Raw genomic sequence first — 21213 nt, forward strand, 5'->3', positions numbered from 1 at the left:
CCGCTCAGGCCCAGGCGTGCATTACGTTTCCCTCGTGAGGGCACCGTCCCTGCCCGCGCTGGGCACACTGAGACCGCCGGCGATCGACATCGCGATCGCCGGGCTGTTCGTCGCCCTGACGATCGCCGAGACCACCACCCGTGGTGACGACCGAGACCCCTGGATGGTGGCCGTCGCGCTGGTGGGCGTGATCGCGCTCGCGTGGCGGCGGCGCGCGCCGCTTGCCGTGGCGAGCATCTTGGTGATCGCAGACCTCATCACTAATCCCGCGGGGCAGTTTTCGACCGTGCTCGCGCTCGTGCTGATCTCCTACACCGTGGGCTTCGAGTCGCCGCCTCCGCGCCGCTACGTGGGCCTTGCGATTCTCGGTGTGCCATTCGTGGGCGCCGCGCTCGCGCGGACCTCCTTCGAGTTCTCTGACCTCGCCGCAGCGGTGGTGTTCATCTCGGGCCCGTGGCTCGTGGGCGTGGCCACCGCGGCGCGCGCCCAGCGCTCTGCCGAGGCCATCGCGCTGGCAGATTGGCTCGAAAAGGAGCAGGAACGCCGCCAGGCCGATGCGGTGGCGGACGAGCGCGCTCGCATCGCCCGGGAGCTGCACGACGTCGTCGCGCACTCCCTGACGGTCGTCACCATCCAGTTGCAGGCCGTGCGCAGGCGGCTCGGCGACGCACAGGAGGCTGAGGCGCGGGATCTTGCCGCCGCCGAGGCCGTCACGCGTGAGGCGATGGGGGAGATGCGACGCCTGCTTGGGGTGCTGCGAGGCGGGGTCGACGGCGACCGCAGCCCGCAGCCCGGACTCGCGGAGCTGCCGAGGCTCGTGGCGCGCGTCACGACCGACTCCACTCCCGTGACGCTCACGGTGAGCGGCGAGCCAGGCGTGCTGTCGCCCGGTATGGATCTGGCGGTCTATCGGGTCGCGCAAGAGGCGCTGACCAATGCCACTCGCCACGCTCAGGCACGTCGAGTAGGCATCGAGATCGCCTGGCGCGCCGACGCGGTGGTGGTGACGGTCAGTGACGACGGCAAGGGGATGGCCGAGTCTCGCGACGGGTCCTCGGGTGGGGGCCACGGCCTGGTGGGCATGCGAGAGCGGGTGGGCCTCTATGCCGGCGAACTTGTGGTCGAGTCGTCGCGTGGCATCGGCACCACGGTCCGCGCGAGTTTTCCTCGGGAGGCAGTGGCATGACCGACATTCAGGCGCCGGTGAAGGTCGTCATCGCCGACGACCAGGGCATGGTGAGGGCGGGATTTACCTCGTTGCTTGCGGGCGAACCGGGCATCGAGGTGGTGGGGGAGGCCGGAGACGGCGAGCAGGCGCTCGCGGTGATCCGCGCCCAGCGTCCCGATGTCGCGCTGATGGACATCCGCATGCCCGTGCTCGACGGGATTGAGGCCACCAAGCGGATCATCGCCGCTGGGCTACCCACGCGAGTGCTCGTGCTGACCACGTTCGACCTCGACGAGTACGTGTTCGCCGCGCTCCAGGTCGGCGCGTCCGGGTTCATGCTCAAGGATGCCCCTGCCGAGGATTTGGTGGCGGCGATCGGCGTGGTCGCGGCGGGAGAATCGTTGCTGTCGCCGCGCATCACCGCGAGGGTGATCGACGCCTTCGTGACAAGGGCGGCCGTGCGCGTGCCGTCGGCGAGCCGCGAACTGGCGGCGCTGACCGCGCGCGAACTCGAGGTGCTGTCCTTCATGGCGCGCGGCGCCTCCAACGCGCACATTGCGACGGCGCTGTTCGTTTCCGAGGCCACCGTGAAAACACACGTCTCCAACGTGCTCGCCAAACTCGGGATCCGCGATCGGGTGCAGGCCGTGATCTACGCCTATGAGCACGGGGTGGTGACTCCGGGCGACGGACCCGCTCCGTCCTGAGGGGGAGGGGAACCTCCGTCCCCAGGGGGAGTCAGATTTCACGCGCGTGCCCGATCCGCTGTGGTGGCGCGGCGGCGACTCTGGTGAGGTCCGCTCCACTCGAAGGGAATCACCCGCATGTCTACCACTGTCCCCACCTCCGCCGCGCTCGCGACGGACCTCCCCGTCCAACCGCTCGCCGTGCGCTTGCGTCGCTGGGCGCTCATCGCGATGCCCGTCCTTGCAGGCCTGCTCGCCACTGTCGCCGCGCTCGCGGACCCCGCTGCGGGCGCGTCCGGCATGGTCATGTACGAGATCTACACCGACGGCATGGCCGCGCTCCAAATCAAGTCCTTCGGCTACCACTGGGCGTATGCGCTGTGGGTCGCGCCTGCCGTCCTGCTCGCAGGCTCGATCAAGGGCCGCGGCCGCGCGATCGCCAACGTCGCCGCCGTGCTGGGCTTGTGTGCCCTGGCGACCATGCCGGGCATGCTCATGGTCGACTGGATCCAGTCGTCGATCGGCCAGTTGTACGGTCCGGAGGCAATCGACAAGGTCTTCACCCTCGTCGAGCAGCAAGCCTGGGCCTTCCCACTGCTCCAGGTGCCCGCGATGCTCGGCCTATTCCTGGCCCTCCCGCTCATCACGGCCGCACTGTGGCGTGCACGCCGCGCGTCCTGGTGGGCCCCCACCGCGGCCCTGCTCGCGTTCGTCGCCTTCATGGTCTCGGCGGCCACCTGGATCGGCGCCGCCGTCGCCGCCGTGCTCCTCACCATCGTCGCGGTGGCGCTGGAGCGGGCCACCCGGCAGGGCGCAGGCTCCTAGCCAGCACCCCGCGCCGCCCGCCGGACTCCCGGCGGGCGGTGTCGTGCGTACGGCAACCAGCAGGCGCATCGGCCGTGCCCACCCCGTCAAATGGATCCATTTGGTTCACATGGAGGGTCCCCACACCCGAGCAAATGGATCCGTTTGGTTCACATGGAGGGTCCCCACAACCGAGCAAATGGATCCGTTTGGTTCACATGGAGGGCGCCCACACCCGAGCAAATGGATCCATTTGACGGAAGCGAGGGGATCTCCCTCCGCCCGCGCCGCTACGCTTGACCCCATGCTTCGCATGTCCACACTGTTTCTGCGCACGCTGCGCGAGGACCCCGCTGACGCCGAGGTGGCGTCGCACAAGCTGCTGGTGCGCGCCGGCTACATTCGCCGCGCCGCGCCCGGTATCTACACGTGGCTGCCGCTTGGCCTCAAGGTGCTCGCCAAGGTCGAGCAGATTGTGCGCGAAGAGATGGACGCCGCCGGCGGCCAGGAGGTCCACTTCCCGGCGCTGCTGCCGCGCGAGCCCTACGAGGCGACGGGCCGGTGGACCGAGTACGGCCCCAACCTGTTCCGCCTCGCGGACCGCAAGGGCGCCGACTACCTGCTCGCGCCCACGCACGAGGAGATGTTCACCCTGCTGGTGAAGGACCTGTACAGCTCGTACAAGGACCTGCCGCTGACGATCTACCAAATCCAGACCAAGTACCGCGACGAGGCGCGCCCCCGCGCGGGCCTGCTGCGCGGTCGCGAGTTCGTCATGAAGGACTCGTACTCGTTCGACATTGACGACGAGGGCCTGGACACCTCGTACGCCGCGCAGCGCGCGGCCTACGTGCGCATCTTCGAGCGCCTTGGCCTCGATTACGTGATCGTGCAGGCGCAGTCGGGTGCAATGGGCGGCTCGAAGTCCGAGGAGTTCCTGTCTCCCACCGAGGTGGGTGAGGACACGTTCGTGCGCTCGCCCGGTGGCTACGCCGCCAACGTCGAGGCCGTCACGACGCCCGCGCCTGCAGCGATCGACTGGGCCGATGCGCCCGCCGCGCACGTCGAGGACACCCCCGACACGCCCACCATCGAGACGCTCGTGGCCGCGGCCAACGCCGCCCACCCGCGCGCCGACCGCGACTGGACGGCCGCCGACACCCTCAAGAACGTGGTGCTCGCGGTGACCAGCCCCGAGGGCGAGCGCACGCTGCTGGTCGTGGGACTGCCCGGCGACCGCGACGCCGACATGGCCCGACTCGAGGCCGCGCTGTCGCCTGCCGATGTCGAGGCCGCCACCGATGCTGACTTTGAGCGCCACCCGCAGCTGGTCAAGGGCTACATTGGCCCCGGCGCGCTGGGCCCGCAGGCTCGCGCGGAGGGCGTGGCCCGCGGCGACGAGGGCGACACCGCCATCCCGTACCTGGTCGACCCCCGCGTGGTCGAGGGCACCCGCTGGATTACCGGCGCCGATGCGCATGGCAAGCACGTGTTCGACCTCACCATGGGCAGGGACTTCCGTGCCGACGGCACGATCGAGGCGGCCACCGTGCGCGCGGGCGACCCCGCCCCCGATGGCTCCGGTCCGCTCGAACTTGCCCGTGGCGTCGAGATTGGCCACATCTTCCAGTTGGGTCGCAAGTACGCCCAGGCGCTTGGCCTGCAGGTGCTTGACGTCAACGGCAAGCAGCAGGTTGTCACGATGGGGTCGTATGGCATTGGCGTGACGCGTGCCGTCGCCTTGTTGGCCGAGAACAACCACGACGAGCTGGGCCTCGCGTGGCCCATCCAGGTCGCGCCGTACCACGTTCACGTGGTCGCCACCGGCAAGGACGATGCGGTCTTCGAGGCCGCGCAGTCCTTTGCCGAGGGGCTTGAGGCGCAGGGCATTGAGGTGCTCTACGACGACCGTCCCAAGGTCTCGCCCGGCGTGAAGTTCAAGGACGCCGAGCTGCTCGGAGCCCCCTACATCCTGGTGGTTGGCCGCGGCCTTGCTGAGGGTGAGGTCGAGCTCAAGACCCGCGCGACGGGCGCGAGCGAGGCACTGCCCGTGGCCGATGCGGTGGCTGAGGTGGCGCGTCGCGTGCGGGAGGGCCTGGCGGCCTAGTCCGCCGTGATGAGCCCCGGCAGAGCAGGCACGGAAAAAGCGTCCGCTGTCGCCGGGCCGAACGCGAGCGCCTGAGCGTAGGCGTCGAACGCGGCGTTGAGCAGCCAGGGCCTGTCGACGGCATCGGCGGTTGCCGCGAGCTCCGCGTAGGTCTCTGCCAGCCCGGTCTCGACCTCGATGGCGGTCGCCAGGGCGTCTCCCGCATCGGCAACCTGATCGAGCGTGAGGACGTAGACCGACTCACGCTGGTCCTCGACCCCCTCGAAGGCCAGCAGTTGTTCGGCACGCTCGGCCTGCAGGTCCCGGCGCGCGAGCCACTGGGCGCGCAGGTCCTCTGAAGCGCGGGCAGCGATGACCTCGTAGGCATAGCGCGCCCGGTCGTGCTCGAGCGCGAGGTCGGACAGCGTGGCGGCGTCGATCGCAGTGGGCTCGCCAGGGACAAGCGCGGTGTTTGACAGGGCATCGCTCGGTAGTGGACGCACGGCCACCACCACCTCCTGGCCCGCGGCGGTGGCCGAGCCGAACTGGGCGAACCATGCGGACAAGGCGTGGGCGAGACCGGTGGCCCCCAAGATCGCGGCCAGGTTGGCGTCGTCGACGCTCAGCGACTGCCCCAAGGCCTCATCGCGAGCCTCAGTGACGGCATCGTCAAGGCTCGGCTGCGTGGGGGAGGGGCTGGGGCTAGTCGTGGCGTCGGGATAGGCAACGTAGACCCCGCCGAGCGCGTCAAGCCGCGCGGGCGCATCGGCCGCCTCGATGGTGGCGAGCACGGCGCCCTCGGCCGTAGCCGAACCCGCTGTCGCGGCGTCGATCACGGCCTGTTCGCGCTCAGCGGCGGCGTCCCTGATGAGCGTGGCGGCGTCGGGGGAGGGCCACTGCGGGTCGGGAGTCTCCATGCGCCACGAGCATGCGGTGAGCGTCAGGGCCGCAAGCAGGGCCATCGCCCAGGGTGCGCGAGCCTTCATGGCCGCCATCATGCCACGCGGCGCGGGTAGACTGTCCGCGACCGAATTTCAGGAACGGAGCGCGTCACGCGCAGGAGGCTGGGCCCCATGGACCTCACCAACAGGATCGCTGAGCTGGCCGCACCTGCCGCCGCTCAGGCGGGACTCGTCCTCGATGGGGTGAACGTCTCGCCCGCAGGCAAGCGCACCCGCGTCGTCATCACCGTCGACCTGCCCGAAACCGAGGTAGGCAGTGCCGACCTCGACCGGGTTGCCGAGGCCTCGCGTGCCATCGGTGCCGCGCTCGACGAGGCGAACGGGCCCTCGACGGAGTACGTCCTTGAAGTCTCGACCCCCGGCACTGACCGCCCCCTCACCGAGCGCCGTCACTACCTGCGAGCACGGACCAGGCTGCTCGCCTTGTCGCTCGTCGACGGCACGCAGACGGTGGCACGCCTGACAGATGTAGAAGACGATGTGCTGGTGCTCGAAGCGCCGCACGGCACCGAGCGCGTGGAACTGGCGAATGTGGCCGAAGGCCGCATCGAGGTCGAGCTCAAGCGCCTCGACAAGGAGAACTGATGGATATCGACATGTTCGCGCTGCGCAGCCTCGAGAAGGAGCGCGAGATCAAGCTCGACATCCTTGTCGACGCGATCGAGCAGGCGCTGGTCTCGGCCTACCACAAGACGCCCGGCGCCTACCGGCACGCGCGTGCGCACGTGGACCGCGACTCCGGCAAGGTGACGATCTTCGCCCGCGAGGAGCCGGAGCCCGAGTCGGAGATCAGCATCGAGGACCTTCCGGAGTTCGACGACACCCCCGACAACTTTGGTCGCATCGCGACGGCCACCGCGCGCCAGGTGATTGTGCAGCGCATGCGCCAGGTGGGTGACGATGCGGTGCTCGGCTCGTACGCGGGCAAGGAAGGCCAGTTGGTCTCGGGCATCATTCAGCAGAGCGCGGACCCCCGCAACGTGCACGTCGACATTGGCGAGACCGAGGCGCTGCTGCCCCCGCACGAGCAGGTACCCACCGAGTCGTACGAGCACGGCCAGCGCCTGCGCGGCTACGTGCTTGAGGTCACGCGTGGACAGAAGGGTCCGTCGATCACCCTGTCGCGTACCCACCCGGGGCTCGTGCGCAAGTTGTTTGAACTCGAGGTGCCCGAGATCGCTGACGGCACCGTGGAGATCATGAGCCTCGCGCGCGAGGCAGGCCACCGCACCAAGGTCGCCGTGCGCGCCACGGTCCCCGGTGTCAACGCCAAGGGTGCATGCATTGGCCCCATGGGCGCCCGTGTCCGGGCCGTCATGAGTGAACTGCACGGCGAGAAGATTGACATCGTCGACTGGGACGAGGACCCCGCCACGTTCGTGGGCAACGCGCTGTCGCCCTCCCGCGTGGTCTCGGTCACCGTCGTGGACGAGGAGGCCAGGGCAGCCCGCGTGATCGTCCCTGACTTCCACCTGTCGCTCGCGATCGGCAAGGAAGGCCAGAACGCGAGGCTCGCGGCCCGTCTGACCGGCTGGCGCATCGACATTCGCTCTGACGAGGCACCCGAGCAGTCGGGGCGCGCCGATGAAGCCCGTCGCTAGCGGCGGCCGCGTCGCGCTAGACTGATGGAGCCGAGTCTGCCTTCCCAAGGTGCCGACGCGCGTCCGCACGAACCCGTGCGCACTTGCGTGGGATGCCGTGTGAAGTCGTCTCGGTCGGATCTGGTGCGTCTCGCACTCGACGGCCACCGCGTGGTGGTCGACGGGAGCAAGTCGCTGCCGGGCCGGGGTGCGTGGCTGCACCCTGACCCTGACTGCCTTGCGCTCGCGCTGAGGCGCTCAAGCATCGGCAGAGCCTTGCGCTGTGCCGGGGCCGATGCGTCCGGCGTCACCCTCCCGGGTGCGTGAGACCCAGACCCGCCGTGCCCGCCATCGAGATCAAGGGATGAAAGCCCATGAGCGACCGATGAGTACCTCACGATGAGTACCCACTCGTAACGATGGTTCGACCCTGCCTCGGTCGGACCGAGACAGGAGAATTGTGGCAAAGCCCCGCGTTCATGAGATCGCGAAAGAGCTCGGAGTCTCGAGCAAGGATCTGATTACCAAGCTCAACGAGCTCGGTGAATACGTCAAGGGCGCCTCGTCGGCGCTCGAGGCGCCCGTCGTGCGCAAGGCCCGCGAGGCCTTCCCCGCAGGTGCCAACTCGGCCGGATCGTCGGCCCCCGCATCGGCCGCGCCCAAGGCCGCCCCCAAGCCTGCAGCCAAGCCCGGCCCCAAGCCTGGCCCCAAGCCCGCTGCCCCCGCCCCCGAGGCGCCCGCCGCACCTGAGGTCGAGGCTCCTGCAGCCCCCGCCCCGAAGGCTCCGGCAGCACCCGCTCCGGCGGCGCCTGCCGCTCCCGCCGCCCCCCAGGGTGGCGCGAGCCCCGCAGACATGCCCAAGCCGCGTCCGCGTCCTGGTGGCAACAACCCGTTCTCCGAGCGTGCGGCAGGACCCCGTCCGCGCCCGCGTCCCGGCGGCAACAACCCCTTCCAGACCCAGCGTCCCGGTGGCCCCGGCGCGCGTCCCGGCGCTCCCGGCGCCCGCCCTGGTGCGCCTGCTGGTGCCGGCGGCCCCGGCGGTCGTGGACCGCGTCCTAGCCCCGGACAGATGCCCAACCGCACGCCCGGCGGTCCCGGTGCGCCCGCAGGTCGCGGCGGCCCCGGTGGCCGTCCCGGTGGCGGCGCTCCCGGGCGCGGCCCTGGCGGTGCCGGTGGTCCCGGTGGCTTTGGCGGCCCCGGTGGTCGTCCGGCTCCCGGCGGTCGCGGTCGTGGCGGCGGCACCGCTGGTGCCTTCGGTCGTCAGGGCGGCAAGCCCGCACGTTCGCGTAAGAGCAAGCGTGCCAAGCGGGCCGAGTACGAGCAGCAGCAGGCACCGGCCATCGGTGGCGTGCAGATCCCTCGCGGTGACGGCACGACCCTGATCCGCCTGCGCCGCGGTGCGACGCTGACGGACTTCGCCGAGCGCATTGACGTCAACCCCGCGTCGCTGGTGACCGTGCTGTTCCACTTGGGTGAGATGGCCACGGCCACGCAGTCGCTCGACGAGGACACGTTCGAGACCCTGGGCGCGGAGCTGGGTTACAAGATCCAGATTGTCTCGCCTGAGGAAGAGGACAAGGAACTGCTCGAGGACTTCGGGCTGGACCTGGACGCCGAGCTCGAGGCCGAGACCGATGAGGACCTCGAGGCCCGTCCGCCGGTCGTCACCGTCATGGGTCACGTCGACCACGGAAAGACCCGCCTGCTCGATGCCATCCGCAAGTCGGACGTCATCTCGGGCGAGGCCGGTGGCATCACCCAGCACATTGGCGCCTACCAGGTGCACCACACCCACGAGGGCATCGACCGTGCCATCACGTTCATTGACACCCCTGGTCACGAGGCGTTTACCGCCATGCGTGCCCGTGGTGCCGAGGTCACCGACATCGCGATCCTCGTGGTCGCGGCGGACGACGGCGTGATGCCCCAGACCATCGAGGCGCTCAACCACGCCCAGGCGGCGAATGTGCCGATCGTGGTCGCGGTCAACAAGGTGGACAAGGAGGGGGCCAACCCCGCCAAGATCCGCCAGCAGCTCACTGAGTACAACCTGGTGGCCGAGGAGTACGGCGGCGAGACCATGTTTGTCGACGTCTCCGCTCTCCAGGGCAAGGGCATCGACAGCCTGCTCGAGGCCGTGCTGTTGACCGCAGACGCCGGCCTTGACCTTCGTGCCAACCCCAACAAGGACGCCCGCGGTGTGGCCGTCGAGGCTCACCTCGACAAGGGCCGCGGTGCCGTGGCGACCGTGCTGGTCAACTCCGGTACGTTGCGCGTCGGTGACGCGATTGTCGCGGGTACGGCTCACGGCCGTGTGCGTGCGATGTTCGACGAGCACGACAAGCCCGTGCTGGAGGCTCAGCCTGCACGCCCGGTGCTGGTGATCGGTCTGACCTCGGTCCCCGGCGCTGGCGACACCTTCCTGGTGGCAGAGGACGACCGCACGGCACGCCAGATCGCCGAAAAGCGCGAGGCCGCCGAGCGCGCCGCTCAGCTCGCCAAGCGTCGCAAGCGCATCAGCCTCGAGGACTTCACGAAGGCCATCGAGGAGGGCAAGGTCGACACCCTCAACCTCATCATCAAGGGTGACGTGTCTGGTGCCGTCGAGGCACTCGAGGACGCGCTGCTCCAGATCGATGTGGGCGACGAGGTCGACCTGCGCATCATCCACCGTGGTGTGGGTGCCGTGACGCAGAACGACGTGAACCTCGCGACGGTCGACAACGCGATCATCCTGGGCTTCAACGTCCGTCCCGCCGAGCGCGTGCAGGACCTCGCCGACCGCGAGGGCGTCGACATGCGCTTCTACTCGGTCATCTACCGTGCGCTCGAGGACGTCGAGGCGTCGCTCAAGGGCATGCTCAAGCCCGAGTACGAGGAGCGTCAGGTCGGTGGCGCGGAGATCCAGGAGATCTTCCGCAGCTCCAAGTTCGGCAACATCGCCGGTTGCTTGGTGCGTACCGGTGTCATCACCCGCAACGCCAAGGCCAAGGTCGTGCGCAATGGGGTCGTCATCGGCGAGCCCACCATCGACACGCTGCGTCGCTTCAAGGATGACGTCACCGAGGTCCGCGACGGCTACGAGTGCGGTATCGGCCTGGGCAAGTTCAACGACATCCAGGTGGGCGACATTATCGAGACCTTCGAGATGGTCGAGATTCCGAGGAACTAATGGCAGACAACGCACGCGCCCTGAGGCTCGCGGGCACCATCAAGAAGGTGGTCGCCCGCGCGCTGGAGACTGAGATCAAGGACCCTCGTCTGGGATTCGTCACCGTGACCGATGTTCGTGTCACCGGCGACCTCCAGCAGGCCTCCGTGTTCTACACGGTCTACGGCGGGGACGAGGAGCGGGCAGGCACTGCCGCCGCCCTCGCCTCGGCCAAGGGGCGCTTGCGTACGCTCGTGGGGCGTGAGCTGGGCATCCGGCTCACGCCCACCCTCGAGTTCCACCTCGACGCGGTCCCCGAGACCGCCGCGAGCCTGGACAAGGCGCTGTACGAGGCGCACCAGCGCGACGCGGAGCTGGCTCGACTGCGGGAGAACGCGCAGTACGCCGGCGACGCCGACCCGTACCGTCACCCGGCCGAGCCCGAAGGCGACGACGAGTCGGATGAGCCCTCGCGCTAAGGACGAGCCCACCCCCGGGCTGGTCCTCGTCGACAAGCCCCCGGGCTGGACGTCGCATGACGTCGTGGGCCGCATGCGCCGCCTGTGTGCCACCCGCAAGGTGGGCCACGCTGGCACGCTCGATCCCATGGCCACGGGCTTGCTGGTCATTGGCGTCGGCAAGGCCACGCGCCTGCTGACCTACGTGGTGGGCCACGACAAGGTGTACACCGCGACCATCCGGCTGGGACAGAGCACGATCACGGACGACGCCGAGGGTGACATCACGGCCACCGTCGACGCCTCTGGCGTCACGGACGCTCAGATCGCCGATGCGCTGGCTGGCTTGGTGGGTGACATTCAGCAGGTGCCCAGCGCCGTGAGCGCCATCAAGGTCGACGGTCAACGCGCCTACAAGCGCGTGCGTGACGGCGAGCAGGTCGACCTGCCTGCGCGGCCGGTGACGGTGCATGAGTTCACGCTGCTGGAGACCCGCCGCGAGGGAGAGGTCGTGGACCTCGACGTGCGCGTGCACGTGTCGTCAGGCACCTACGTGCGTGCGCTCGCTCGCGACCTTGGCTCAGCCTTGGGCGTAGGCGGGCACCTCACCGCCCTGCGCCGCACGCGCGTGGGCGACTTCCGTATCGAGGATGCCTTCACGCTTGATGACCTGTCGACACTGGTGGACGCAGGCGAGCAGGTCCCTCGGGTGCCCTTGGGTGCGGCCGCGAGTGACATTCTTCCCGTGCGAACGCTGACTGCTCGCGAGGCCGCGACGCTGGGATTCGGGCAGAGCGTCGAGACGGGCGACGCTCAGGGCGACGGGCCGTTTGCTGGCATCGATCAGACCGGCGAACTGGTCGCGGTCCTGTCGCCTGCCCGCGGTGCGCTCAAGCCCGATATTGTCTTCCGCTCCGCGAACGGCTAGGACCTCCGTCCCTCGATTTATCCAACGCCAGTGTTGAATAATCCTCTTGAGGGCGATTCGAGAGAGGCGCATGGCCATGGAGCAACCCGCACTTCCGCAGGCCGGACGGTCGACGGACTCCGTTCAGGGCCACTGGCTGCTCGCACGGCTCGGTAAGCGAGTGCTGCGCCCCGGAGGCAAGGAGCTCACGCTGCGGCTCCTTGATGCCGCCCGTCCCGCGAACGTCGACGTCGTCGAGTTTGCCCCTGGCCTGGGAATCACCGCTGGCTGGCTGCTGGAGCGAGGAGTCGCTACCTACCGCGGCGTCGACGCCGATGCCGATGCTGCCGCGCGCGTCAGCGCGGCAGTGGGGGACCGCGGCACCTGCACCGTAGCGGAGGCGGCCAACACGGGACTCGAGAGCGCATCGGCCGACCTGGTGGTGGGAGAAGCGATGCTGACTATGCAGACCGATCGGGGCAAGGGCGCGATCATCGCTGAGGCGGCGCGCCTGCTGCGCCCCGGTGGCCGCTACGCGATCCACGAACTCGCGCTCACCCCTGACGACGTCGCGCAAGACGTCCAAGACGAGGTGCGCAAGGCTCTCGCCACGACCATCCGCGTCAACGCCAGGCCGCTGACGCTCGCGGAATGGACCGCACTGCTCGACGCCCATGGCTTCGAGGTCGAATGGACGTCGACCTCACCCATGGCGCTGTTGGAGATGCGCCGCAATCTCGCCGACGAGGGCTTCGCGCGCACCGCGCGGATCGTCGGCAACGTCATCAGGGACTCCGACGCGCGCAGGCGAGTGCTCGCGATGAGGTCGGTGTTCCGCCGCTATCAGGCGAACCTCGCTGGTATCGCCATCGTCGCTACGCTCAAGGAGAAGCCATGACCGAATCATCCTCGACCCGCCCGTCGATGCTGGCCTCGCCCAGTGGAACGCTCGCGCACCTGACCTCCGTCGAGGAACTCGCGGGCCTGGTGAGCATCCAGCCCGAATCCACGCTGTCACGCACCGTGCTCAAGGAAGAGGGCGCGCGCATCGTGCTGTTCGCTTTCGACAAGGGTCAAGTGCTGACCGAACACACGGCCGCGATGCCCGTGCTGCTGATGGTGTTGGAAGGCCGGCTTGCCATCACTGCGGACGGCCGCACGGAGGAACTCGTTCCTGGCGGTGTGATGCACATGGGCACCCGCCTGCCGCACGCGGTGGACGCGCTCGAGCCGTCCAAGCTCGCGCTCATCATGCTCGACCAGAGATAGTCCTGCCGTTGCCGTGACCGGCACGTACGACGACGCAAGGCACAATGTGAGCCATGCAGATTTGGCACGGCCTCGACCACGTTCCCGCTGACCTGGGGGCGACTGCCGTCACGCTGGGCAACTTCGACGGCGTGCACCGCGGACACCAGGCCGTGCTCGAGCGGATGGTGAGCGACGCTCACGACAGGGGCCTGATGGCCGTGGCGGTGACGTTCGACCCGCACCCCAAAGCCGTTCACGACCCCGCGCACCAGCCGGTCCTCATCACGGGCCTAGCGGACAAACTCGACAGGTTGGCCGCGACGGGTCTCGACGCGACGCTCGTGGTGCCGTACACGCTTGAGTTTGCGAGTCAGACGCCACAGGAGTTCGTGCGCCGCTGGCTCGTGGACGGGCTCCACGCTTCGCGGTTGGTCGTGGGAACGGACACGAAGTTCGGGCGCGGTAATGCGGGGGACGTCGACACGCTGCGTGCGCTGGGAGGCGCACACGGCTTCGCGGTGGACGTGGTCGACGACGCGTGCGCGATCTCGGAGTCTGGTCGCCGATGGTCGTCGACCTGGGTGCGCGAGCTGCTCGACGACGGAAAACTCGTCGAGGCGGCCGATGTGCTGGGGCGCCCCCACCGGCTGCGCGGCACGGTGGTGCACGGCGACAAGTTGGGTCGGCAGATCGGCTTTCCCACTGCCAACCTCGAGGTGACCGGCGGCATGATCCCTCGTCACGGGGTCTACGCCGGTTGGCTCACGGTACTGGAGGCAGGACCGAGCGAGTCCGCGACCGCCGTGGGTGCGCCCATGCCCGCCGCGATCAGCGTGGGCTTCAACTACACGGTGGGGGTCGAGGGGCTGCGCATCGAGGGCTACGTCATCGACGGTGCAGCGCTGGACCTGTACGGCGCCGAGGTGACGTTTGATCTGGTGCAGTGGCGCCGCCCCATGCTCGACTTCGGTTCCCTGGACGCGCTGATCGACGGCCTGGCGAGCGATGTTGCCTGGTGTCGCACTGTGTTACAAGTTGATTAAAGCGCGCCTCATGAAGTGTTCAAGCGCTATGGTCGGTGAATGGACTCACGCCCGGCACCGACGGCCGACGCGAGCGCTACGCCCCTGGTGTCGCTCGACAAGGTCAACAAGCACTTTGGCGAACTGCATGTCCTGAAGGACATCAACCTGCAGGTGACGCGCGGCGAGGTGGTGGTCGTGATCGGCCCCTCCGGTTCCGGAAAGTCGACCTTGTGTCGGGCCATCAACAGGCTCGAGACCATCGATGACGGCCTCATCAAGATCGACGGCGTTGAGCTACCCCAGGAGGGCAAGCCGCTCGCCCAACTGCGCTCCGACGTGGGCATGGTGTTCCAGTCCTTCAACCTCTTTGCCCACAAGACGATCCTTGACAACGTCACGCTCGGGCCCATCAAGGTGCGCAAGATGCCCAAGAAGGACGCTGAGGCGCGCGCGTTGGAGTTGCTCGAGCGGGTGGGCGTGGCCAACCAGGCACGCAAGTACCCGGCCCAGTTGTCCGGCGGCCAGCAGCAGCGCGTCGCGATCGCGCGCTCGCTCGCGATGGAACCCAAGATCATGCTCTTCGACGAACCGACGTCAGCGCTGGATCCCGAGATGATCAACGAGGTCCTCGACGTGATGACGGACCTCGCCAAAGGCGGCATGACGATGATCGTGGTCACCCACGAGATGGGCTTTGCGCGCAAGGCGGCGAACCGCGTGGTGTTCATGGCAGACGGCCAGATCGTGGAGCAGGCCGAGCCCGAGGAGTTCTTCACGAACCCGCAGTCGGACAGGGCCAAGGACTTCCTGTCGAAGATCTTGACGCACTGAGGTGCGTGGGCGGCCCTGGCGAGTGCCGGGGTCGAGGAGAGGAGAGAAGATGCGAAACAGGACCAAGTGGGCCGCACTGGCTGCGGGCGCCGTGCTCGCGCTGACCGCGTGCTCGTCTGGCGGTGACGTGGAGGTCGCGGACGTCGACGCGAGCGACTTCCCGGAGGGCTCGACCATGGCGACACTCGCCGAGGCGGGCAAGATCACGATCGGCACCAAGTTTGACCAGCCGCTGTTCGGCCTGCAGGCGCCTGACGGCAACCCTGAGGGCTTCGATGTCGAGATCGGCAAGATCATCGCCGGAGAACTCGGCATCGCTCCCGAGAACATCACGTGGACCGCGACGGTCTCTGCCAACCGCGAGCCCTTCATCGAGGGAGGCCAGGTGGATATCGTCGTCGCGACTTACACGATCAACGACACCCGCAAGGAGATCGTCTCGTTCGCGGGCCCGTACTACAACGCGGGTCAGTCGCTCATGACGATGGCCGACAACGAGGACATCACCGGTCCCGACGACCTCGCGGGCAAGAACGTGTGTTCGGTTGAGGGCTCGACTCCCGCCGCCAACATTGCGGAGAACTACCCCGAGGCCGAGCTGGTGCTGTTCGCCGAGTACGCCGACTGCCTCGAGCCGCTACGCAACGGGCAGGTGGACGTGGTGACCACCGACAACGTCATCCTTGCTGGCTATGTGGCCGAGTCTGAGGACGAGTTCAAGGTTGTGGGTGAGCCGTTCACTGAGGAGCCCTACGGCATCGGGCTCGCGCTCGAAGACGACGAGTTCCGTGACTGGATCAACGACGTACTCGAGGAGATCTTCGAGGATGGCCGCTGGCTCGAGGCCTGGAACGCGACCGCGGGCACGGTGCTCCCTGAGCCCGAGGTCCCCACGGTCGACCGCTACTAAGACACACGGACCGCACTCGAGCGGTGCGGTCCGGCCACATCAGGCCGGGCCGCATCACACGAGGGGAAGAAGGACATGGGCGCGCTGCTGGACAACCTCGACCTCGTCGGTAGGGCATTCGCGACCACCCTGTGGATCGCGATCGCTGCCGGGGTGCTGTCCCTGGTGTGGGGAGTGATCCTTGCCGCGTTTAGGGTGTCGCCCATTGCGCCGCTGAGGGCGTTTGGCGCGGCGTACGTCAACGTGTTCCGCAACACGCCGCTGACGCTGCTGTTCCTGTTCTTCCTCGCGGCCTCACCGCAACTGCTGGGTCTCGTGGTTCCGCTTGGGGTGCCGATGGCAATCCTCGCGATGACCCTGTACACCTCGAGTTTTGTGTGCGAGGCCGTGCGCTCGGGCATCAATTCTGTGGGCGTCGGGCAGGCCGAGGCCGCCCGCAGCGTGGGGCTCACCTTTGTGCAGTCGCTGACCTCGGTGGTACTGCCTCAGGCATTTCGCTCGGTCCTTCCGCCTCTCATCAATGTGTACGTCGCACATATCAAGAACACCTCGGTGGCCGCCGGGTTCGCGACCACCGAGCTCGTCGCGATCGCGAACCGGCTCGCCAACGGCAACCCCGGCGACGTGGTCGGCATTTTTGCCGGCATCGCCATCGCGTATCTGATCATGACGCTGCCCCTGTCCATTGCCGCTGAACGGCTCGAGGCGAAGGTGGCGGTGGCCCGATGAGCGACGCTCCCGTGCTGTTCGACATCCCCGGCCCCAAGGCCGAGCGCCGCGACCGCATCTACACGGCGATCGTGCTCCTCGTCCTCGCCGCGCTCGTGGGCTACGTGCTCTACACCGCGTGGCAGCGTGGAATCTTCGACGACCGCTGGACGGTGCTATGGGATCCGCCCAAGGGCCAGAGCGCTGCCGATGTGTGGAGCGCGATGCTGTGGGACGGCCTCGTCGTCGGCACCCTCAGGGCAGTCGCGATTTCCGTGCCGATCGTCGCGGTACTTGCCGTCGTGCTCACGATCTTCCGCCAAGCGCCCTTCCGGATCGTGCGGTGGACTGCCTATGGGTTCACCCACGTGTTCCGTGGCATTCCCGTGTTGCTCGTCATGTACTTCGGGGTGATCGCGCTCGACCTGTCGCCCCTGGTCGCTGTCGTGGTGGGCCTCGTGGTCTACAACACGGCCGTCGTGGCCGAGATCCTGAGGGCTGGCATCGCCGCGCTGCCGCGCGGGCAGAAGGAAGCCGGCCTGAGCATCGGCTTCACGCCTTTGCAAACTATGCTGCGGATCCAACTCCCACAGGCGATTCGGATTATGCTCCCTGCCTTGGTGAGCCAGATCGTCGTGCTCCTCAAGGACACCTCGCTGGGCTACATCATCGCCTACGACGAGTTGCTGAGGGTCGTCAGGAACCTCTACAACTACTTTGGCGACTCCTCCAAGGTGCCGTTCGTGCTCGTGGGTGCCGTGATCTACATCGCGATCAACATGGCGGTGGCGCGCCTCGCGACGTGGCTGGAGGGCCGCATGCGTCGCTCCAAGCACGTGCCACACGACCCCGCTGAGCCTCCGATCGGACATGAGGACGACACCCTCGCCACGTCGCGGGCGCGCGGCACGGGCAGGCCAGTAGCGGAACCGGGGAATGCTGGCGCGTAGCCGCACGACCTGCCCCAGTGCGATGAACGGTCGCTGAATCCGGGGTGAACAAGCGAGCACGAGCGCGCGTTGCGGTGGCCCAGCACGCGCGCCTGGCGCACAGTCGGGTCATGACCGACGTTGCTCCGCCCGCTGTCGCACGCCCCGGCGCACTCCAAGGTTCGCCGAGCGCAGGCCGAGCCGTCGTGTGGCACGGAGGCGAGGTCGACGTGGTGACGGCGCGCTTGCCCCTATGCCGTCCGCGAGAGGTGCTCGTCGCCATGTCCCTTGCGACGGTGTGCGGCTGCGTGAGGGCCCAGATCGCCGAGCACGGCCGTGGCACAGCTCCCATCACGCTCGGTCACGAGGGGGTAGGCATCGTGGTCGCCGTGGGGGCCGGGGCCCGCAGTATCAGCGGTGGCGCGCTGCAACCCGGCCAGCGCATCGTCTGGCTCTCCCAGGTCGCGTGCGGCGCCTGCGCGCGTTGCCGGGCCGGACGCAGGGACGAGTGCCGCGCCGCCTCACACATCGGGGCGGGTGCTGATGCAGGAGACTTGTTGCTGTCGGGCACGTTCGGATCACACCTGCTCCTCCCCGCTGGCACGGCGGTCGAAGAGGTTCCAGCGTGGGCCCCCGATGCCCTGGTGGCCCCGGCGGGCTGTGCCGTGGCGCGTGCCGCTGCGGCCCTCGACCGGCTCGGGCCTGTGGCTGGCCAGCGCGTGGGCGTCATGGGCGCCGGCCTGGTGGGCCTGGCAGCGGCCGCCATCGCCGCGGAGCGCGGGGCCGCATCGTGCGTATTGGTGGACCCCGACCCGGTCCGACGCAGCCGTGCCCTTGCGTTTGGGGCCGATCTCGCGCTCGATGTCGACGTCCGGGCGCCCGCCTGTGACGCCGTCATCGTGACGCCGGGCGCTGGCGCTGGCGCGCGCGCCGCGCTCAGTGCGCTGGGACGCGGGGGAGTGCTCGCGCTGCTAGGCCCGCTCGCCCCGGGCGCTGGAAGCGTCGACCTCGCGGCCGTGGCCCGCGCGGGGTGGAACGTGGTGGGAGTGCGCGGACTCGATCCGCGCCACCTGGTGACGGCGGTCGACGTGCTGGTCTCGACCCACGCCGTGCGACCATGGACCTCGCTCGTTGCCGCGCCGGTGCCCCTCGAGCGGGCAGCGACGGCGCTGTTGAAAAGCGATGCCGCTGCCAGCCGAACATCCCTCGTTCCCTGAGCGCGCATCGGCCGGTCGAAATGAACCGGGCGCTCCTGTATGATGGGACGTCGCCGTGAAACGGCCGCGGATTCCAGTGCTCCGGAGAACCAGCCCGGGTGCGCCGCGCAACGAACGAAGAAGGAGTGGGCCATGCCTCTCGATGCAGCCACCAAGAAGTCCATCATGACCGAGTACGCCACGTCGGAGGGTGACACCGGTTCGCCCGAGGTTCAGGTCGCGCTCCTCACGCAGCGCATCAAGGACCTCACCGAGCACCTCAAGGAGCACAAGCACGACCACCACTCGCGTCGTGGCCTCCTGCTGCTGGTCGGTCAGCGCCGCAACCTGCTGAACTACCTCCAGCGTGTCGACATCGAGCGTTACCGCTCGCTGATTGAGCGCCTGGGTCTGCGTCGCTAAGACGCTCCCGGTGCGCTCGGCCCGGCTGCTCCCTCTTCACGGAGGTTGAGCGGCCGGGTCTTTCACTTTCTCGGGGCGACCTCGCGCCCGTACCCGTGCCCGCACACTCCTGGTGGAACCTCGTCTTCGCAGTGTGTCGTTGACTGGCGTGCGCTGGGACGGAGTTCTCGCAACCCGCCTGATACCATAGGGACGGCCCGCCCACTGGTGGCGGAGCCCAACTTCATACACCTGGCAGGCCAGCTGGACGCTGATCCTCGGTGGAGATGGGCAGAATCCCCGCGCATACGACGCGGCCGCGAATCTGAGCATGTCGACTGACGATCAGTGAGGCATAGGACGCCCCTTTAAGTTCGCCTGGCCTGCTCCAACAGAATGGAGCGACTTCCGCATGGAAGGTCCCGAGATTCAGTTCGCCGAGGCGACCATTGACAATGGTTCGTTCGGCACCCGCACCGTCCGTTTCGAGACGGGCCGCCTGGCCAAGCAGGCTGCAGGCACCGTCGCCGCCTACCTTGACGGCGAGACCATGCTGCTGTCGGCCACCACGGCCGGCAAGCACCCCCGTGATGGTTTCGACTTCTTCCCCCTGACGGTGGACGTCGAAGAGCGTCAGTACGCCGCAGGCAAGATCCCCGGCTCGTTCTTCCGCCGTGAGGGACGTCCCACCACGGACGCGATCCTGACCTGCCGTCTGATCGACCGTCCGCTGCGCCCGTCCTTCGTGTCGGGTCTGCGCAACGAGGTCCAGGTTGTCGTCACGGTGCTCGCCATCGACCCCGACGACTCCTACGACACCCTCGCCATCAACGCGGCCTCCGCGTCCACCCAGATCTCGGGCCTGCCGTTCTCCGGCCCCGTGGGCGGCGTGCGCATCGCGCTGATCGACGACCAGTGGGTCGCGTTCCCCAAGTACTCGCAGAAGGACCGTGCGGTCTTCGACATGGTCGTGGCCGGCCGTATCGTCGGTGACGACGTCGCGATCATGATGGTCGAGGCCGAGGCAACCGACGACGCCTTCCAGCTGGTCTCCGAGGGCGCCACCGCCCCCACCGAGACCGTCGTGGCCGAGGGTCTCGAGGCCGCCAAGCCCTTCATTCGCGCACTGTGCGAGGCGCAGATCCGTCTGGCCGAGCAGTCCGCCAAGGAGACCCGCGAGTTCCCGCGCTTCCTGGACTACCAGGACGACGTGTTCGCCGCCGTGTCTGGTGCCATTGAGGCCGACCTCGCCACCGCGCTGACCATCGCCGACAAGCAGGAGCGCGAGAACCGTCTCGACGAGCTCAAGGCGGTCGCGCTCGACTCGCTCGCCGAGCAGTTCGAGGGCCGTGCCGGTGAGATCAGCGCCGCCGTGCGTTCGCTCACCAAGAAGCAGGTGCGCCAGCGCATCCTCAAGGACGGCGTGCGTATCGACGGTCGTGGGCTGGCGGACATCCGCCCGCTGTCGGCCGAGGTTGCGGTCATCCCGCGCGTGCACGGTTCGGCGATCTTCGAGCGCGGCGAGACCCAGATCATGGGTGTCACCACGCTGAACATGCTCAAGATGGAGCAGCAGATCGACTCGTTCAGCCCCGAGACGCATAAGCGCTACATGCACCACTACAACTTCCCGCCCTTCAGCACGGGTGAGACTGGTCGTGTGGGTTCGCCTAAGCGTCGCGAGATCGGCCACGGCGCGCTCGCCGAGCGTGCGCTGGTGCCCGTCCTGCCCTCGCGTGAGGACTTCCCCTACGCGATCCGTCAGGTCTCCGAGGCGCTGGGCTCTAACGGCTCGACCTCGATGGGCTCCGTGTGTGCCTCGACCCTCGCCCTGCTCAACGCCGGTGTGCCCCTCAAGGCCCCCGGCGCGGGCATCGCGATGGGCCTGGTGTCCGACACGGTCGACGGTGAGACCCGCTACGCGGCGCTGACCGACATCCTCGGTGCCGAAGACGCCTTCGGTGACATGGACTTCAAGGTCGCTGGTACCCGAGAGTTCGTGACCGCGATCCATCTGGAAACCAAGCTTTACGGTATTCCCGCCTCGGTGCTGGCCTCCGCCTTGACCCAGGCCAACGAAGCTCGCCTGCACATCCAGGACGTCATGGCTGAGGCCATCGACACCCCGGATGAGATGGCAGCCACCGCACCGCGCGTGA

General features: G+C 68.3%; 21 protein-coding genes. 20 read left to right on the forward strand and 1 reads right to left on the reverse strand.

The genetic code is table 11. From position 1 onward, the window contains the following. Nucleotides 1–34: 34 nt before the first annotated feature. The 4 genes from ACK5NO_RS12235 (at nucleotide 35) to ACK5NO_RS12250 (ending at nucleotide 4765) form a co-directional block, all read left to right on the forward strand. The gene (locus tag ACK5NO_RS12235) at nucleotides 35–1186 is read left to right on the forward strand and encodes a sensor histidine kinase (protein ID WP_416812962.1); all 1152 of its coding nucleotides are present in this window, start codon (nucleotides 35–37) and stop codon (nucleotides 1184–1186) included. Further along, nucleotides 1183–1875, forward strand: coding sequence for a response regulator (locus ACK5NO_RS12240; protein WP_416812963.1), 693 nt, complete (start codon nucleotides 1183–1185; stop codon nucleotides 1873–1875). The genes ACK5NO_RS12235 and ACK5NO_RS12240 overlap by 4 nt, the downstream gene beginning before the upstream one ends. 117 nt (nucleotides 1876–1992) lie before the next feature. Next, nucleotides 1993–2679 (forward strand): hypothetical protein, encoded by a 687-nt coding sequence (locus tag ACK5NO_RS12245; RefSeq protein ID WP_416812964.1) that lies wholly within the window; start codon nucleotides 1993–1995, stop codon nucleotides 2677–2679. A 283-nt stretch (nucleotides 2680–2962) separates the two neighbouring features. Next, entirely contained in the window at nucleotides 2963–4765 is a 1803-nt protein-coding gene (locus ACK5NO_RS12250; RefSeq protein WP_416812965.1) for a proline--tRNA ligase, read from the forward strand. Here the strand turns inward: ACK5NO_RS12250 and ACK5NO_RS12255 are convergent. Further along, complete coding sequence (locus ACK5NO_RS12255; RefSeq protein WP_416812966.1) at nucleotides 4762–5730, reverse strand: DUF4439 domain-containing protein; 969 nt, start codon at nucleotides 5728–5730, stop codon at nucleotides 4762–4764. The two genes, ACK5NO_RS12250 and ACK5NO_RS12255, sit on opposite strands and share 4 nt — an antisense overlap. A gap of 87 nt (nucleotides 5731–5817) precedes the next feature. On the opposite strand from ACK5NO_RS12255, the gene rimP reads away from it, so the two are divergent. The 16 genes from rimP to ACK5NO_RS12335 all read left to right on the forward strand — a co-directional run. Further along, nucleotides 5818–6291, forward strand: a complete 474-nt coding sequence (gene rimP / locus ACK5NO_RS12260; RefSeq protein ID WP_416812967.1) for a ribosome maturation factor RimP — start codon at nucleotides 5818–5820, stop codon at nucleotides 6289–6291. Next, the gene (gene nusA, locus ACK5NO_RS12265) at nucleotides 6291–7307 is read left to right on the forward strand and encodes a transcription termination factor NusA (protein ID WP_416812968.1); all 1017 of its coding nucleotides are present in this window, start codon (nucleotides 6291–6293) and stop codon (nucleotides 7305–7307) included. The genes rimP and nusA overlap by 1 nt, the downstream gene beginning before the upstream one ends. Before the next feature lie 99 nt (nucleotides 7308–7406). Continuing rightward, nucleotides 7407–7613, forward strand: coding sequence for a YlxR family protein (locus ACK5NO_RS12270; protein ID WP_416812969.1), 207 nt, complete (start codon nucleotides 7407–7409; stop codon nucleotides 7611–7613). A gap of 133 nt (nucleotides 7614–7746) precedes the next feature. Continuing rightward, nucleotides 7747–10458 (forward strand): translation initiation factor IF-2, encoded by a 2712-nt coding sequence (gene infB / locus ACK5NO_RS12275; protein ID WP_416812970.1) that lies wholly within the window; start codon nucleotides 7747–7749, stop codon nucleotides 10456–10458. After that, on the forward strand, nucleotides 10458–10916 hold the full coding sequence (rbfA, locus tag ACK5NO_RS12280) for a 30S ribosome-binding factor RbfA (protein ID WP_416812971.1): 459 nt from the start codon (nucleotides 10458–10460) through the stop codon (nucleotides 10914–10916). The genes infB and rbfA overlap by 1 nt, the downstream gene beginning before the upstream one ends. Then, nucleotides 10900–11823 carry a tRNA pseudouridine(55) synthase TruB gene (gene truB, locus ACK5NO_RS12285; protein ID WP_416812972.1) on the forward strand — a complete coding sequence of 308 codons (924 nt, stop codon included), beginning with the start codon at nucleotides 10900–10902 and terminating at the stop codon, nucleotides 11821–11823. Before rbfA ends, truB begins: the two co-directional genes overlap by 17 nt. 76 nt (nucleotides 11824–11899) lie before the next feature. Next, nucleotides 11900–12700 carry a methyltransferase domain-containing protein gene (locus tag ACK5NO_RS12290; RefSeq protein WP_416812973.1) on the forward strand — a complete coding sequence of 267 codons (801 nt, stop codon included), beginning with the start codon at nucleotides 11900–11902 and terminating at the stop codon, nucleotides 12698–12700. Next, on the forward strand, nucleotides 12697–13071 hold the full coding sequence (locus tag ACK5NO_RS12295; RefSeq protein WP_416812974.1) for a cupin domain-containing protein: 375 nt from the start codon (nucleotides 12697–12699) through the stop codon (nucleotides 13069–13071). The genes ACK5NO_RS12290 and ACK5NO_RS12295 overlap by 4 nt, the downstream gene beginning before the upstream one ends. A 53-nt stretch (nucleotides 13072–13124) precedes the next feature. Then, nucleotides 13125–14096, forward strand: a complete 972-nt coding sequence (locus tag ACK5NO_RS12300; RefSeq protein WP_416812975.1) for a bifunctional riboflavin kinase/FAD synthetase — start codon at nucleotides 13125–13127, stop codon at nucleotides 14094–14096. A gap of 39 nt (nucleotides 14097–14135) precedes the next feature. Then, complete coding sequence (locus ACK5NO_RS12305; protein ID WP_416812976.1) at nucleotides 14136–14909, forward strand: amino acid ABC transporter ATP-binding protein; 774 nt, start codon at nucleotides 14136–14138, stop codon at nucleotides 14907–14909. Between the two features lie 49 nt (nucleotides 14910–14958). Beyond that, nucleotides 14959–15819: a glutamate ABC transporter substrate-binding protein gene (locus ACK5NO_RS12310; RefSeq protein WP_416812977.1), complete on the forward strand. Its 861-nt coding sequence runs from the start codon at nucleotides 14959–14961 to the stop codon at nucleotides 15817–15819. Between the two features lie 75 nt (nucleotides 15820–15894). Further along, nucleotides 15895–16548: an amino acid ABC transporter permease gene (locus tag ACK5NO_RS12315; protein ID WP_416812978.1), complete on the forward strand. Its 654-nt coding sequence runs from the start codon at nucleotides 15895–15897 to the stop codon at nucleotides 16546–16548. Then, nucleotides 16545–17477 (forward strand): amino acid ABC transporter permease, encoded by a 933-nt coding sequence (locus tag ACK5NO_RS12320; protein ID WP_416812979.1) that lies wholly within the window; start codon nucleotides 16545–16547, stop codon nucleotides 17475–17477. The genes ACK5NO_RS12315 and ACK5NO_RS12320 overlap by 4 nt, the downstream gene beginning before the upstream one ends. A 110-nt stretch (nucleotides 17478–17587) precedes the next feature. After that, nucleotides 17588–18673 carry an alcohol dehydrogenase catalytic domain-containing protein gene (locus tag ACK5NO_RS12325; protein WP_416812980.1) on the forward strand — a complete coding sequence of 362 codons (1086 nt, stop codon included), beginning with the start codon at nucleotides 17588–17590 and terminating at the stop codon, nucleotides 18671–18673. A 132-nt stretch (nucleotides 18674–18805) separates the two neighbouring features. Further along, the gene (gene rpsO, locus ACK5NO_RS12330) at nucleotides 18806–19075 is read left to right on the forward strand and encodes a 30S ribosomal protein S15 (RefSeq protein ID WP_416812981.1); all 270 of its coding nucleotides are present in this window, start codon (nucleotides 18806–18808) and stop codon (nucleotides 19073–19075) included. A 391-nt stretch (nucleotides 19076–19466) separates the two neighbouring features. Continuing rightward, on the forward strand, nucleotides 19467–21213 hold a 1747-nt coding region (locus ACK5NO_RS12335), incomplete at its 3' end, for a polyribonucleotide nucleotidyltransferase (protein ID WP_416812982.1).

The sequence above is a fragment of the Demequina sp. genome (assembly GCF_047975725.1).
Classification (GTDB): domain Bacteria; phylum Actinomycetota; class Actinomycetes; order Actinomycetales; family Demequinaceae; genus Demequina.

Excerpts from the sequence above, each read along its gene's own strand:
- rbfA (WP_416812971.1), top strand. The coding sequence starts at position 10,458 with ATGGCAGACAACGCACGCGCCCTGAGGCTCGCGGGCACCATCAAGAAG.
- ACK5NO_RS12250 (WP_416812965.1), top strand. The coding sequence starts at position 2,963 with ATGCTTCGCATGTCCACACTGTTTCTGCGCACGCTGCGCGAGGACCCC.
- ACK5NO_RS12310 (WP_416812977.1), top strand. The coding sequence starts at position 14,959 with ATGCGAAACAGGACCAAGTGGGCCGCACTGGCTGCGGGCGCCGTGCTC.
- rimP (WP_416812967.1), top strand. The coding sequence starts at position 5,818 with ATGGACCTCACCAACAGGATCGCTGAGCTGGCCGCACCTGCCGCCGCT.
- ACK5NO_RS12320 (WP_416812979.1), top strand. The coding sequence starts at position 16,545 with ATGAGCGACGCTCCCGTGCTGTTCGACATCCCCGGCCCCAAGGCCGAG.
- nusA (WP_416812968.1), top strand. The coding sequence starts at position 6,291 with ATGGATATCGACATGTTCGCGCTGCGCAGCCTCGAGAAGGAGCGCGAG.
- ACK5NO_RS12255 (WP_416812966.1), bottom strand. The coding sequence starts at position 5,730 with ATGAAGGCTCGCGCACCCTGGGCGATGGCCCTGCTTGCGGCCCTGACG.
- ACK5NO_RS12315 (WP_416812978.1), top strand. The coding sequence starts at position 15,895 with ATGGGCGCGCTGCTGGACAACCTCGACCTCGTCGGTAGGGCATTCGCG.
- truB (WP_416812972.1), top strand. The coding sequence starts at position 10,900 with ATGAGCCCTCGCGCTAAGGACGAGCCCACCCCCGGGCTGGTCCTCGTC.
- ACK5NO_RS12240 (WP_416812963.1), top strand. The coding sequence starts at position 1,183 with ATGACCGACATTCAGGCGCCGGTGAAGGTCGTCATCGCCGACGACCAG.
- ACK5NO_RS12300 (WP_416812975.1), top strand. The coding sequence starts at position 13,125 with ATGCAGATTTGGCACGGCCTCGACCACGTTCCCGCTGACCTGGGGGCG.
- rpsO (WP_416812981.1), top strand. The coding sequence starts at position 18,806 with ATGCCTCTCGATGCAGCCACCAAGAAGTCCATCATGACCGAGTACGCC.
- ACK5NO_RS12295 (WP_416812974.1), top strand. The coding sequence starts at position 12,697 with ATGACCGAATCATCCTCGACCCGCCCGTCGATGCTGGCCTCGCCCAGT.
- ACK5NO_RS12305 (WP_416812976.1), top strand. The coding sequence starts at position 14,136 with ATGGACTCACGCCCGGCACCGACGGCCGACGCGAGCGCTACGCCCCTG.
- ACK5NO_RS12325 (WP_416812980.1), top strand. The coding sequence starts at position 17,588 with ATGACCGACGTTGCTCCGCCCGCTGTCGCACGCCCCGGCGCACTCCAA.
- ACK5NO_RS12245 (WP_416812964.1), top strand. The coding sequence starts at position 1,993 with ATGTCTACCACTGTCCCCACCTCCGCCGCGCTCGCGACGGACCTCCCC.
- ACK5NO_RS12290 (WP_416812973.1), top strand. The coding sequence starts at position 11,900 with ATGGAGCAACCCGCACTTCCGCAGGCCGGACGGTCGACGGACTCCGTT.